This is a genomic window from Tenacibaculum singaporense, assembly GCF_003867015.1.
Classification (GTDB): Bacteria; Bacteroidota; Bacteroidia; order Flavobacteriales; family Flavobacteriaceae; genus Polaribacter; species Polaribacter singaporensis.
Genome location: NZ_CP032548.1, coordinates 2,626,667 through 2,643,790 on the forward strand (window position 1 = coordinate 2,626,667; position 17,124 = coordinate 2,643,790).

Consider the following 17,124-nt stretch of genomic DNA (forward strand, 5'->3'; position numbering starts at 1 on the left):
TCTTTTTTATAAATCCAGATTATCTATTTATATAAATCCAGCCTTTTTTAACTTTACTTCCGTTTCCAAGGTCTAAAATATAGAAGTATGTTCCAACTGGCAATTTATCACCTACATTTATATTTGCTCTTCCTTCAGAAATTCCTCTGAAAACAATACTACTATTATTATACCCTTTTGCTCTATATACCGTGTTACCCCATCTATTAAAAATTTCAATAGTATTACTTGGGAAATTCTCAATACAATCGATATGTAAATAACTGTTTGCTGAATCTCCATTTGGACTCATAAGGTTATTAACCTTTACACAAGTGTCTTCTTCAATAGCATCACCAAAGCCGTCTAATCCATCTACACTATCTGCAATACCATCTCCATCAGAATCTATTCCGCTATCACCTACTACGCCATTTCCTCCACTATTAGGGTCAGTTGGATCTGTATCATTATCTGGAGAGTTTGCATCTCCATGACCATCTAACCCATCCACACTATCAGCTATACCATCTCCATCCGTATCTTCAGAAGGATTATCTACTTGACCGTCTCCATCTTCATCAGAATTTCCTCCTTCTACTACATCATTAATTCCATCATCATCACTATCTAAATCTTGATAATCAGGAATACCATCCTCGTCTGTGTCTACTGGGGTATTATCTCCATTATCTCCTTCACCAAAATTACCCGCATCTCCATCAACACTATCAGAAATTCCATCACCATCAGAATCTGAACCTCCTGTATCATTAGAGTCTATAACTCCATCTCCATTAGTATCAGAACTTTCATTTCCTCCCTCAATAACATCATTAATACCATCATTGTCACTATCCAAATCTTGATAATCTGGAGTACCATCACCATCCGTATCTGGCTCTTCATCATCATCTACAGAATCATCAGCCTGTCCATCTCCGTTAGCATCTGTATACCCTGAATCATTAGAATCAATAACACCATCTCCGTTGGTATCTAAATCTCCATCTCCTCCTTCTATCACATCATTAATACCATCGTTATCTGAATCTAAATCTAAAGAGTCTGGAACCCCATCATTATCTGTATCTACCGAACCATCTCCTTCCTCTACATCTGGGATACCATCATTATCATCATCCACGTCTACAGCATCTGGGATACCATCATTATCTGTATCTATACAATTTTCTCCTGACAATCTACCATTCACTACAAAATCTTCAGAAGCCCCCCTTGCACAACTACTACTTGCACTTACTGTATAAGTAATTCCAAAAACATATCCGCTAATAACACCGTTTGCATCAACATCTAACGTAGAGTCGTTGAAAATATAGGTCAAACTTGAATCATAATTACTAATTACAGCTCTACCTGGTGTTGAACATGTAGCTCTTTCAACTGATATAATTGGTGCTGAAGGAGTTGCCTCTTCTGTTACCACTACCTCTGATATTGCATCTGTTGTACATTGGCCTGTTGCTGGTACCCTATAGGTATAAGTTCCTCCTCCAGCTAAAACTGGTGACCAGCTTCCTCCTGTGTCTGGTGTTCCCCCTAATGCTTCAAATAACTGTGTCTCTGTTACTGTTGTTCCTTCACAAATTGTTAACGTTCCGTTGGTTCCTGCATTTGGTAATGGGTTTACTGTGATGGTTACCTGAGCGGTATTCTCACATCCGTTCGCATCTGTTCCCGTTACGGTATAAGTAGTTGTCGCAGTTGGTACAAAAGATACTCCATCGCTTACTCCATTGTCCCATACATAACTATCAGCTCCTCCTCCTGTTAAGGTTACACTTTCGCCTGCACATACCGTCGTTGCACTTGCATTCGCTGTTACTGTTGGTAATGGGTTTACTGTGATGGTTACCTGAGCGGTATTCTCACATCCGTTCGCATCTGTTCCCGTTACGGTATAAGTAGTTGTCGCAGTTGGTACAAAAGATACTCCATCGCTTACTCCATTGTCCCATACATAACTATCAGCTCCTCCTCCTGTTAAGGTTACACTTTCGCCTGCACATACCGTCGTTGCACTTGCATTCGCTGTTACTGTTGGTAATGGGTTTACTGTGATGGTTACCTGAGCGGTATTCTCACATCCGTTCGCATCTGTTCCCGTTACGGTATAAGTAGTTGTCGCAGTTGGTACAAAAGATACTCCATCGCTTACTCCATTGTCCCATACATAACTATCAGCTCCTCCTCCTGTTAAGGTTACACTTTCGCCTGCACATACCGTCGTTGCACTTGCATTCGCTGTTACTGTTGGTAATGGGTTTACTGTGATGGTTACCTGAGCGGTATTCTCACATCCGTTCGCATCTGTTCCCGTTACGGTATAAGTAGTTGTCGCAGTTGGTACAAAAGATACTCCATCGCTTACTCCATTGTCCCATACATAACTATCAGCTCCTCCTCCTGTTAAGGTTACACTTTCGCCTGCACATACCGTCGTTGCACTTGCATTCGCTGTTACTGTTGGTAATGGGTTTACTGTGATGGTTACCTGAGCGGTATTCTCACATCCGTTCGCATCTGTTCCCGTTACGGTATAAGTAGTTGTCGCAGTTGGTACAAAAGATACTCCATCGCTTACTCCATTGTCCCATACATAACTATCAGCTCCTCCTCCTGTTAAGGTTACACTTTCGCCTGCACATACCGTCGTTGCACTTGCATTCGCTGTTACTGTTGGTAATGGGTTTACTGTGATGGTTACCTGAGCGGTATTCTCACATCCGTTCGCATCTGTTCCCGTTACGGTATAAGTAGTTGTCGCAGTTGGTACAAAAGATACTCCATCGCTTACTCCATTGTCCCATACATAACTATCAGCTCCTCCTCCTGTTAAGGTTACACTTTCGCCTGCACATACCGTCGTTGCACTTGCATTCGCTGTTACTGTTGGTAATGGGTTTACTGTGATGGTTACCTGAGCGGTATTCTCACATCCGTTCGCATCTGTTCCCGTTACGGTATAAGTAGTTGTCGCAGTTGGTACAAAAGATACTCCATCGCTTACTCCATTGTCCCATACATAACTATCAGCTCCTCCTCCTGTTAAGGTTACACTTTCGCCTGCACATACCGTCGTTGCACTTGCATTCGCTGTTACTGTTGGTAATGGGTTTACTGTGATGGTTACCTGAGCGGTATTCTCACATCCGTTCGCATCTGTTCCCGTTACGGTATAAGTAGTTGTCGCAGTTGGTACAAAAGATACTCCATCGCTTACTCCATTGTCCCATACATAACTATCAGCTCCTCCTCCTGTTAAGGTTACACTTTCGCCTGCACATACCGTCGTTGCACTTGCATTCGCTGTTACTGTTGGTAATGGGTTTACTGTGATGGTTACCTGAGCGGTATTCTCACATCCGTTCGCATCTGTTCCCGTTACGGTATAAGTAGTTGTCGCAGTTGGTACAAAAGATACTCCATCGCTTACTCCATTGTCCCATACATAACTATCAGCTCCTCCTCCTGTTAAGGTTACACTTTCGCCTGCACATACCGTCGTTGCACTTGCATTCGCTGTTACTGTTGGTAATGGGTTTACTGTGATGGTTACCTGAGCGGTATTCTCACATCCGTTCGCATCTGTTCCCGTTACGGTATAAGTAGTTGTCGCAGTTGGTACAAAAGATACTCCATCGCTTACTCCATTGTCCCATACATAACTATCAGCTCCTCCTCCTGTTAAGGTTACACTTTCGCCTGCACATACCGTCGTTGCACTTGCATTCGCTGTTACTGTTGGTAATGGGTTTACTGTGATGGTTACCTGAGCGGTATTCTCACATCCGTTCGCATCTGTTCCCGTTACGGTATAAGTAGTTGTCGCAGTTGGTACAAAAGATACTCCATCGCTTACTCCATTGTCCCATACATAACTATCAGCTCCTCCTCCTGTTAAGGTTACACTTTCGCCTGCACATACCGTCGTTGCACTTGCATTCGCTGTTACTGTTGGTAATGGGTTTACTGTGATGGTTACCTGAGCGGTATTCTCACATCCGTTCGCATCTGTTCCCGTTACGGTATAAGTAGTTGTCGCAGTTGGTACAAAAGATACTCCATCGCTTACTCCATTGTCCCATACATAACTATCAGCTCCTCCTCCTGTTAAGGTTACACTTTCGCCTGCACATACCGTCGTTGCACTTGCATTCGCTGTTACTGTTGGTAATGGGTTTACTGTGATGGTTACCTGAGCGGTATTCTCACATCCGTTCGCATCTGTTCCCGTTACGGTATAAGTAGTTGTCGCAGTTGGTACAAAAGATACTCCATCGCTTACTCCATTGTCCCATACATAACTATCAGCTCCTCCTCCTGTTAAGGTTACACTTTCGCCTGCACATACCGTCGTTGCACTTGCATTCGCTGTTACTGTTGGTAATGGGTTTACTGTGATGGTTACCTGAGCGGTATTCTCACATCCGTTCGCATCTGTTCCCGTTACGGTATAAGTAGTTGTCGCAGTTGGTACAAAAGATACTCCATCGCTTACTCCATTGTCCCATACATAACTATCAGCTCCTCCTCCTGTTAAGGTTACACTTTCGCCTGCACATACCGTCGTTGCACTTGCATTCGCTGTTACTGTTGGTAATGGGTTTACTGTGATGGTTACCTGAGCGGTATTCTCACATCCGTTCGCATCTGTTCCCGTTACGGTATAAGTAGTTGTCGCAGTTGGTACAAAAGATACTCCATCGCTTACTCCATTGTCCCATACATAACTATCAGCTCCTCCTCCTGTTAAGGTTACACTTTCGCCTGCACATACCGTCGTTGCACTTGCATTCGCTGTTACTGTTGGTAATGGGTTTACTGTGATGGTTACCTGAGCGGTATTCTCACATCCGTTCGCATCTGTTCCCGTTACGGTATAAGTAGTTGTCGCAGTTGGTACAAAAGATACTCCATCGCTTACTCCATTGTCCCATACATAACTATCAGCTCCTCCTCCTGTTAAGGTTACACTTTCGCCTGCACATACCGTCGTTGCACTTGCATTCGCTGTTACTGTTGGTAATGGGTTTACTGTGATGGTTACCTGAGCGGTATTCTCACATCCGTTCGCATCTGTTCCCGTTACGGTATAAGTAGTTGTCGCAGTTGGTACAAAAGATACTCCATCGCTTACTCCATTGTCCCATACATAACTATCAGCTCCTCCTCCTGTTAAGGTTACACTTTCGCCTGCACATACCGTCGTTGCACTTGCATTCGCTGTTACTGTTGGTAATGGGTTTACTGTGATGGTTACCTGAGCGGTATTCTCACATCCGTTCGCATCTGTTCCCGTTACGGTATAAGTAGTTGTCGCAGTTGGTACAAAAGATACTCCATCGCTTACTCCATTGTCCCATACATAACTATCAGCTCCTCCTCCTGTTAAGGTTACACTTTCGCCTGCACATACCGTCGTTGCACTTGCATTCGCTGTTACTGTTGGTAATGGGTTTACTGTGATGGTTACCTGAGCGGTATTCTCACATCCGTTCGCATCTGTTCCCGTTACGGTATAAGTAGTTGTCGCAGTTGGTACAAAAGATACTCCATCGCTTACTCCATTGTCCCATACATAACTATCAGCTCCTCCTCCTGTTAAGGTTACACTTTCGCCTGCACATACCGTCGTTGCACTTGCATTCGCTGTTACTGTTGGTAATGGGTTTACTGTGATGGTTACCTGAGCGGTATTCTCACATCCGTTCGCATCTGTTCCCGTTACGGTATAAGTAGTTGTCGCAGTTGGTACAAAAGATACTCCATCGCTTACTCCATTGTCCCATACATAACTATCAGCTCCTCCTCCTGTTAAGGTTACACTTTCGCCTGCACATACCGTCGTTGCACTTGCATTCGCTGTTACTGTTGGTAATGGGTTTACTGTGATGGTTACCTGAGCGGTATTCTCACATCCGTTCGCATCTGTTCCCGTTACGGTATAAGTAGTTGTCGCAGTTGGTACAAAAGATACTCCATCGCTTACTCCATTGTCCCATACATAACTATCAGCTCCTCCTCCTGTTAAGGTTACACTTTCGCCTGCACATACCGTCGTTGCACTTGCATTCGCTGTTACTGTTGGTAATGGGTTTACTGTGATGGTTACCTGAGCGGTATTCTCACATCCGTTCGCATCTGTTCCCGTTACGGTATAAGTAGTTGTCGCAGTTGGTACAAAAGATACTCCATCGCTTACTCCATTGTCCCATACATAACTATCAGCTCCTCCTCCTGTTAAGGTTACACTTTCGCCTGCACATACCGTCGTTGCACTTGCATTCGCTGTTACTGTTGGTAATGGGTTTACTGTGATGGTTACCTGAGCGGTATTCTCACATCCGTTCGCATCTGTTCCCGTTACGGTATAAGTAGTTGTCGCAGTTGGTACAAAAGATACTCCATCGCTTACTCCATTGTCCCATACATAACTATCAGCTCCTCCTCCTGTTAAGGTTACACTTTCGCCTGCACATACCGTCGTTGCACTTGCATTCGCTGTTACTGTTGGTAATGGGTTTACTGTGATGGTTACCTGAGCGGTATTCTCACATCCGTTCGCATCTGTTCCCGTTACGGTATAAGTAGTTGTCGCAGTTGGTACAAAAGATACTCCATCGCTTACTCCATTGTCCCATACATAACTATCAGCTCCTCCTCCTGTTAAGGTTACACTTTCGCCTGCACATACCGTCGTTGCACTTGCATTCGCTGTTACTGTTGGTAATGGGTTTACTGTGATGGTTACCTGAGCGGTATTCTCACATCCGTTCGCATCTGTTCCCGTTACGGTATAAGTAGTTGTCGCAGTTGGTACAAAAGATACTCCATCGCTTACTCCATTGTCCCATACATAACTATCAGCTCCTCCTCCTGTTAAGGTTACACTTTCGCCTGCACATACCGTCGTTGCACTTGCATTCGCTGTTACTGTTGGTAATGGGTTTACTGTGATGGTTACCTGAGCGGTATTCTCACATCCGTTCGCATCTGTTCCCGTTACGGTATAAGTAGTTGTCGCAGTTGGTACAAAAGATACTCCATCGCTTACTCCATTGTCCCATACATAACTATCAGCTCCTCCTCCTGTTAAGGTTACACTTTCGCCTGCACATACCGTCGTTGCACTTGCATTCGCTGTTACTGTTGGTAATGGGTTTACTGTGATGGTTACCTGAGCGGTATTCTCACATCCGTTCGCATCTGTTCCCGTTACGGTATAAGTAGTTGTCGCAGTTGGTACAAAAGATACTCCATCGCTTACTCCATTGTCCCATACATAACTATCAGCTCCTCCTCCTGTTAAGGTTACACTTTCGCCTGCACATACCGTCGTTGCACTTGCATTCGCTGTTACTGTTGGTAATGGGTTTACTGTGATGGTTACCTGAGCGGTATTCTCACATCCGTTCGCATCTGTTCCCGTTACGGTATAAGTAGTTGTCGCAGTTGGTACAAAAGATACTCCATCGCTTACTCCATTGTCCCATACATAACTATCAGCTCCTCCTCCTGTTAAGGTTACACTTTCGCCTGCACATACCGTCGTTGCACTTGCATTCGCTGTTACTGTTGGTAATGGGTTTACTGTGATGGTTACCTGAGCGGTATTCTCACATCCGTTCGCATCTGTTCCCGTTACGGTATAAGTAGTTGTCGCAGTTGGTACAAAAGATACTCCATCGCTTACTCCATTGTCCCATACATAACTATCAGCTCCTCCTCCTGTTAAGGTTACACTTTCGCCTGCACATACCGTCGTTGCACTTGCATTCGCTGTTACTGTTGGTAATGGGTTTACTGTGATGGTTACCTGAGCGGTATTCTCACATCCGTTCGCATCTGTTCCCGTTACGGTATAAGTAGTTGTCGCAGTTGGTACAAAAGATACTCCATCGCTTACTCCATTGTCCCATACATAACTATCAGCTCCTCCTCCTGTTAAGGTTACACTTTCGCCTGCACATACCGTCGTTGCACTTGCATTCGCTGTTACTGTTGGTAATGGGTTTACTGTGATGGTTACCTGAGCGGTATTCTCACATCCGTTCGCATCTGTTCCCGTTACGGTATAAGTAGTTGTCGCAGTTGGTACAAAAGATACTCCATCGCTTACTCCATTGTCCCATACATAACTATCAGCTCCTCCTCCTGTTAAGGTTACACTTTCGCCTGCACATACCGTCGTTGCACTTGCATTCGCTGTTACTGTTGGTAATGGGTTTACTGTGATGGTTACCTGAGCGGTATTCTCACATCCGTTCGCATCTGTTCCCGTTACGGTATAAGTAGTTGTCGCAGTTGGTACAAAAGATACTCCATCGCTTACTCCATTGTCCCATACATAACTATCAGCTCCTCCTCCTGTTAAGGTTACACTTTCGCCTGCACATACCGTCGTTGCACTTGCATTCGCTGTTACTGTTGGTAATGGGTTTACTGTGATGGTTACCTGAGCGGTATTCTCACATCCGTTCGCATCTGTTCCCGTTACGGTATAAGTAGTTGTCGCAGTTGGTACAAAAGATACTCCATCGCTTACTCCATTGTCCCATACATAACTATCAGCTCCTCCTCCTGTTAAGGTTACACTTTCGCCTGCACATACCGTCGTTGCACTTGCATTCGCTGTTACTGTTGGTAATGGGTTTACTGTGATGGTTACCTGAGCGGTATTCTCACATCCGTTCGCATCTGTTCCCGTTACGGTATAAGTAGTTGTCGCAGTTGGTACAAAAGATACTCCATCGCTTACTCCATTGTCCCATACATAACTATCAGCTCCTCCTCCTGTTAAGGTTACACTTTCGCCTGCACATACCGTCGTTGCACTTGCATTCGCTGTTACTGTTGGTAATGGGTTTACTGTGATGGTTACCTGAGCGGTATTCTCACATCCGTTCGCATCTGTTCCCGTTACGGTATAAGTAGTTGTCGCAGTTGGTACAAAAGATACTCCATCGCTTACTCCATTGTCCCATACATAACTATCAGCTCCTCCTCCTGTTAAGGTTACACTTTCGCCTGCACATACCGTCGTTGCACTTGCATTCGCTGTTACTGTTGGTAATGGGTTTACTGTGATGGTTACCTGAGCGGTATTCTCACATCCGTTCGCATCTGTTCCCGTTACGGTATAAGTAGTTGTCGCAGTTGGTACAAAAGATACTCCATCGCTTACTCCATTGTCCCATACATAACTATCAGCTCCTCCTCCTGTTAAGGTTACACTTTCGCCTGCACATACCGTCGTTGCACTTGCATTCGCTGTTACTGTTGGTAATGGGTTTACTGTGATGGTTACCTGAGCGGTATTCTCACATCCGTTCGCATCTGTTCCCGTTACGGTATAAGTAGTTGTCGCAGTTGGTACAAAAGATACTCCATCGCTTACTCCATTGTCCCATACATAACTATCAGCTCCTCCTCCTGTTAAGGTTACACTTTCGCCTGCACATACCGTCGTTGCACTTGCATTCGCTGTTACTGTTGGTAATGGGTTTACTGTGATGGTTACCTGAGCGGTATTCTCACATCCGTTCGCATCTGTTCCCGTTACGGTATAAGTAGTTGTCGCAGTTGGTACAAAAGATACTCCATCGCTTACTCCATTGTCCCATACATAACTATCAGCTCCTCCTCCTGTTAAGGTTACACTTTCGCCTGCACATACCGTCGTTGCACTTGCATTCGCTGTTACTGTTGGTAATGGGTTTACTGTGATGGTTACCTGAGCGGTATTCTCACATCCGTTCGCATCTGTTCCCGTTACGGTATAAGTAGTTGTCGCAGTTGGTACAAAAGATACTCCATCGCTTACTCCATTGTCCCATACATAACTATCAGCTCCTCCTCCTGTTAAGGTTACACTTTCGCCTGCACATACCGTCGTTGCACTTGCATTCGCTGTTACTGTTGGTAATGGGTTTACTGTGATGGTTACCTGAGCGGTATTCTCACATCCGTTCGCATCTGTTCCCGTTACGGTATAAGTAGTTGTCGCAGTTGGTACAAAAGATACTCCATCGCTTACTCCATTGTCCCATACATAACTATCAGCTCCTCCTCCTGTTAAGGTTACACTTTCGCCTGCACATACCGTCGTTGCACTTGCATTCGCTGTTACTGTTGGTAATGGGTTTACTGTGATGGTTACCTGAGCGGTATTCTCACATCCGTTCGCATCTGTTCCCGTTACGGTATAAGTAGTTGTCGCAGTTGGTACAAAAGATACTCCATCGCTTACTCCATTGTCCCATACATAACTATCAGCTCCTCCTCCTGTTAAGGTTACACTTTCGCCTGCACATACCGTCGTTGCACTTGCATTCGCTGTTACTGTTGGTAATGGGTTTACTGTGATGGTTACCTGAGCGGTATTCTCACATCCGTTCGCATCTGTTCCCGTTACGGTATAAGTAGTTGTCGCAGTTGGTACAAAAGATACTCCATCGCTTACTCCATTGTCCCATACATAACTATCAGCTCCTCCTCCTGTTAAGGTTACACTTTCGCCTGCACATACCGTCGTTGCACTTGCATTCGCTGTTACTGTTGGTAATGGGTTTACTGTGATGGTTACCTGAGCGGTATTCTCACATCCGTTCGCATCTGTTCCCGTTACGGTATAAGTAGTTGTCGCAGTTGGTACAAAAGATACTCCATCGCTTACTCCATTGTCCCATACATAACTATCAGCTCCTCCTCCTGTTAAGGTTACACTTTCGCCTGCACATACCGTCGTTGCACTTGCATTCGCTGTTACTGTTGGTAATGGGTTTACTGTGATGGTTACCTGAGCGGTATTCTCACATCCGTTCGCATCTGTTCCCGTTACGGTATAAGTAGTTGTCGCAGTTGGTACAAAAGATACTCCATCGCTTACTCCATTGTCCCATACATAACTATCAGCTCCTCCTCCTGTTAAGGTTACACTTTCGCCTGCACATACCGTCGTTGCACTTGCATTCGCTGTTACTGTTGGTAATGGGTTTACTGTGATGGTTACCTGAGCGGTATTCTCACATCCGTTCGCATCTGTTCCCGTTACGGTATAAGTAGTTGTCGCAGTTGGTACAAAAGATACTCCATCGCTTACTCCATTGTCCCATACATAACTATCAGCTCCTCCTCCTGTTAAGGTTACACTTTCGCCTGCACATACCGTCGTTGCACTTGCATTCGCTGTTACTGTTGGTAATGGGTTTACTGTGATGGTTACCTGAGCGGTATTCTCACATCCGTTCGCATCTGTTCCCGTTACGGTATAAGTAGTTGTCGCAGTTGGTACAAAAGATACTCCATCGCTTACTCCATTGTCCCATACATAACTATCAGCTCCTCCTCCTGTTAAGGTTACACTTTCGCCTGCACATACCGTCGTTGCACTTGCATTCGCTGTTACTGTTGGTAATGGGTTTACTGTGATGGTTACCTGAGCGGTATTCTCACATCCGTTCGCATCTGTTCCCGTTACGGTATAAGTAGTTGTCGCAGTTGGTACAAAAGATACTCCATCGCTTACTCCATTGTCCCATACATAACTATCAGCTCCTCCTCCTGTTAAGGTTACACTTTCGCCTGCACATACCGTCGTTGCACTTGCATTCGCTGTTACTGTTGGTAATGGGTTTACTGTGATGGTTACCTGAGCGGTATTCTCACATCCGTTCGCATCTGTTCCCGTTACGGTATAAGTAGTTGTCGCAGTTGGTACAAAAGATACTCCATCGCTTACTCCATTGTCCCATACATAACTATCAGCTCCTCCTCCTGTTAAGGTTACACTTTCGCCTGCACATACCGTCGTTGCACTTGCATTCGCTGTTACTGTTGGTAATGGGTTTACTGTGATGGTTACCTGAGCGGTATTCTCACATCCGTTCGCATCTGTTCCCGTTACGGTATAAGTAGTTGTCGCAGTTGGTACAAAAGATACTCCATCGCTTACTCCATTGTCCCATACATAACTATCAGCTCCTCCTCCTGTTAAGGTTACACTTTCGCCTGCACATACCGTCGTTGCACTTGCATTCGCTGTTACTGTTGGTAATGGGTTTACTGTGATGGTTACCTGAGCGGTATTCTCACATCCGTTCGCATCTGTTCCCGTTACGGTATAAGTAGTTGTCGCAGTTGGTACAAAAGATACTCCATCGCTTACTCCATTGTCCCATACATAACTATCAGCTCCTCCTCCTGTTAAGGTTACACTTTCGCCTGCACATACCGTCGTTGCACTTGCATTCGCTGTTACTGTTGGTAATGGGTTTACTGTGATGGTTACCTGAGCGGTATTCTCACATCCGTTCGCATCTGTTCCCGTTACGGTATAAGTAGTTGTCGCAGTTGGTACAAAAGATACTCCATCGCTTACTCCATTGTCCCATACATAACTATCAGCTCCTCCTCCTGTTAAGGTTACACTTTCGCCTGCACATACCGTCGTTGCACTTGCATTCGCTGTTACTGTTGGTAATGGGTTTACTGTGATGGTTACCTGAGCGGTATTCTCACATCCGTTCGCATCTGTTCCCGTTACGGTATAAGTAGTTGTCGCAGTTGGTACAAAAGATACTCCATCGCTTACTCCATTGTCCCATACATAACTATCAGCTCCTCCTCCTGTTAAGGTTACACTTTCGCCTGCACATACCGTCGTTGCACTTGCATTCGCTGTTACTGTTGGTAATGGGTTTACTGTGATGGTTACCTGAGCGGTATTCTCACATCCGTTCGCATCTGTTCCCGTTACGGTATAAGTAGTTGTCGCAGTTGGTACAAAAGATACTCCATCGCTTACTCCATTGTCCCATACATAACTATCAGCTCCTCCTCCTGTTAAGGTTACACTTTCGCCTGCACATACCGTCGTTGCACTTGCATTCGCTGTTACTGTTGGTAATGGGTTTACTGTGATGGTTACCTGAGCGGTATTCTCACATCCGTTCGCATCTGTTCCCGTTACGGTATAAGTAGTTGTCGCAGTTGGTACAAAAGATACTCCATCGCTTACTCCATTGTCCCATACATAACTATCAGCTCCTCCTCCTGTTAAGGTTACACTTTCGCCTGCACATACCGTCGTTGCACTTGCATTCGCTGTTACTGTTGGTAATGGGTTTACTGTGATGGTTACCTGAGCGGTATTCTCACATCCGTTCGCATCTGTTCCCGTTACGGTATAAGTAGTTGTCGCAGTTGGTACAAAAGATACTCCATCGCTTACTCCATTGTCCCATACATAACTATCAGCTCCTCCTCCTGTTAAGGTTACACTTTCGCCTGCACATACCGTCGTTGCACTTGCATTCGCTGTTACTGTTGGTAATGGGTTTACTGTGATGGTTACCTGAGCGGTATTCTCACATCCGTTCGCATCTGTTCCCGTTACGGTATAAGTAGTTGTCGCAGTTGGTACAAAAGATACTCCATCGCTTACTCCATTGTCCCATACATAACTATCAGCTCCTCCTCCTGTTAAGGTTACACTTTCGCCTGCACATACCGTCGTTGCACTTGCATTCGCTGTTACTGTTGGTAATGGGTTTACTGTGATGGTTACCTGAGCGGTATTCTCACATCCGTTCGCATCTGTTCCCGTTACGGTATAAGTAGTTGTCGCAGTTGGTACAAAAGATACTCCATCGCTTACTCCATTGTCCCATACATAACTATCAGCTCCTCCTCCTGTTAAGGTTACACTTTCGCCTGCACATACCGTCGTTGCACTTGCATTCGCTGTTACTGTTGGTAATGGGTTTACTGTGATGGTTACCTGAGCGGTATTCTCACATCCGTTCGCATCTGTTCCCGTTACGGTATAAGTAGTTGTCGCAGTTGGTACAAAAGATACTCCATCGCTTACTCCATTGTCCCATACATAACTATCAGCTCCTCCTCCTGTTAAGGTTACACTTTCGCCTGCACATACCGTCGTTGCACTTGCATTCGCTGTTACTGTTGGTAATGGGTTTACTGTGATGGTTACCTGAGCGGTATTCTCACATCCGTTCGCATCTGTTCCCGTTACGGTATAAGTAGTTGTCGCAGTTGGTACAAAAGATACTCCATCGCTTACTCCATTGTCCCATACATAACTATCAGCTCCTCCTCCTGTTAAGGTTACACTTTCGCCTGCACATACCGTCGTTGCACTTGCATTCGCTGTTACTGTTGGTAATGGGTTTACTATGATGGTTACTGGTTCTATCTCATAACAACCACTAACTGAAGTTAATTTTATATAATAAGTTCCACTAGTAGCTATTGAGTTAGGAGACGCTAAGGTATTAGTCGCAGCTGAATCTGTCCAATAGGTTAATGTGCCCGCAGAACTACTTCCATTGACACCGTCTGTTACTGTACTAGCCGTTAAATCTACAGTTGATGGACTACATACCGCCTCTGGGTTAGTTATTATTAAGGTAGGTACAGCATCTGTATTTGCTGTAGCACTTGTTCCTACTCCTTGTCCTTGATCTCCTCCTATATCTGCACTTCCTGAATTTACTAAAATAGGAACACCATTTGTATCAACTCCACCATTAACAGCGATGTTGATACTACCGTCAGGATTTAAGTGAGAACTAAAAACATTCTCATCTCCCTCTATAGCATCAAAACATCCATCTCCGTCTGAATCAGTATCTAAATAATCTGGGATATTGTCACTATCTGTATCAACACAAGATGAATATATTCTAGCTACTCCACCTATTTCATCTGGACCAGAACCATCTTGATTTATAACATTAAAGTTATTGATTCCTGCTAAAAAAGAAATAGTATTAAAAGAAGAACCATCTCTGGGTTGCATTAACTCTAAAGATGTAGAACTTGTTGAACGAGAACCGTATACTGTAACATTTCCTAAAAAATCAATTTCAACCTTTAATCTTGGTAAACCATTATTATTTGCTACCCAAGGTGTACTCATTAAAGAATTGTCTGAAACAAATTCCATAATAACCTCTCCAGAATTAATAAAATTCTCTAATTGTAATACATTATTTGCATTTAAACCTCCCCCATTTATTTCTATTGCTACAGAATTATCAACATAATAAAAATTAAATACAGCTGAAGAAACTCCTGATTGAGAAAAGCTTGTTGTACTTCCACCATTACCTCCGAAAATAGTAAAATCATTAGTAGTACAGCTTCCTTCTTCGGTATCTAAAATACCATCATTATCATCATCTAAATCACAAATATCATCAATTCCATCACCATCTGAATCATTTATACCAAGTGTACATATGTCTCCTGTAGGAGTACTTACAGTATTTGAATCAACAGATTGATTAGTTGTAACACCACCAGTAACAATAGGATACTCTACTGTTCCTGTATTATTAATAGTAGCTGGTAACGCTCCATTATCTACTGTTACTCTAAACGTGATAGTAACAGGACCACCAATAGTAACCACTCCGTCTGGCTGAGTACTCGAGTGTATTTCTGTAGCTGTAGTGTACGGCATATTACCACCTACATCGGATATCGAAACCCCATTTAACTGAGTTGAATTTGCTACATAAGTCGTTGAAGCTGGTATTGCGTCTGTAAACGTAGTATTAGATGCTGATAAATTACCGGTATTATTTACCACTATAGTATATTCTAACACATCTCCGCTTAAAGCTATAACAGCAGGATCTGCTGATTTTGTTATGTTTTTTACAGATTTGGTAGCTGATAAAATAGGGTTATAGGTTGGAGTTGAGCAAGACCCCATATCATATACACCTGGCGATGCTGTACCTATAAGAGTTCCTGATAATGTTGGTGACGAAAAGTCTATAGAATAAATTTCACTAGTACCATCTCCATTAGATGTACTAGTAATCATGTTTCCACTACTATCAAAAGCCACCCCAGTTGCTCCATTTGGTCCTACATTACCTAGATTTTGTGCTACTAATGTATTCGTGTTTATTATAAATAAATAAGAAGCTCCACTACCTCCTACTGAAGCATACCAATGTAAGCGACCATTACCATCAAAAGCTAAATCTCCTGCTGCTAATGTGGCTCCAATAGTATCTGTATCAAAGTTTAGAGCTCCTAAATCGGTAGCAGTACCCGACCCTTTCTCTATTACTCGTAAATGATATGAAGTATCAATATAGTATACATCTCCATCAGCATTCGCTCCTTGACCAACTAATTGATTTGGCAACGTAGCCCCTTCAGACACCTGAGTTGAGCCATCTGAACTATACAAAGGAAATGATGCTGAAGCATCATCGTAATACGCATTACCATCGGCACTAATTGCCAAACCACCTATTCTTTGAGGAGCCGTATACACGGGTGTCATAGTAGCCCCTACTAATTCGTATATTGATGTTCTTCCTGTTGTTGAAGAGGTTGCATACACTTTATCACATTCAAAAGAATATGAAGTTGCTGTTATTAAAAAATTGTCTATATAAACATACTCGCCATTTTCCCAATTTTGCTGAGTATTAATAAATCTAATAGTAATATTAGATGAAATATATCCTGATATATCTAAACTAAAAGTCCCAGCAGTATTTCCTTCTAACGAACCTATTTGAGTATATGAAGCTCCTCCATTATTTGAAATTTGGACACGTAAAGATTCATTATTATCCAAACCAACTGTTTCCCAATCAAAGGATAGTATTGCTGAAGAATAGGCTGATAGATTTGCGCTTCTTCTTATGGATTCATTATTTTGATAAGCCCAATGAAAAAACAACCTCCCTCCAGTAATTCCTACATAATTACCATTAGGCCCAGCGTTACCATCAGGATCTGTTTCTATCCAATTACTAGACCAGTTTTGGCTCCCATTATTTATAGAGTAAGATTGTGTGTTGAAATTATCAGCAAAAGTATCTTGCGCAAAAGATTTAGCTGACAAAAAAACCGTTAACACTAAAAAGAAGACCTTCTTATATGTACTGATTTTAGAAACGTAGTTTTCCCCCATATTAATACATTTTATTATATACAATGTTATGCCTCAAGTTTTTCAAGGCTATTTATTTTTAATAAACAATACGGTGGGATATAAAAAACCCCACACAAAAAAATGCTAAGTTGCTCTTTTACAACTTATTCTTTGTGGGGGGCCTCTAATTA

Annotated in this window: 1 protein-coding gene; it reads right to left on the reverse strand. The window is 43.4% G+C overall.

Features of this window, described 5'->3' with window-relative positions; all coding sequences use genetic code 11:
• Positions 1–19 precede the first annotated feature (19 nt).
• Positions 20–16,972, reverse strand: coding sequence for a T9SS type B sorting domain-containing protein (locus D6T69_RS11635; RefSeq protein ID WP_125067892.1), 16,953 nt, complete (start codon positions 16,970–16,972; stop codon positions 20–22).
• Between the last annotated feature and the right edge of the window lie 152 nt (positions 16,973–17,124).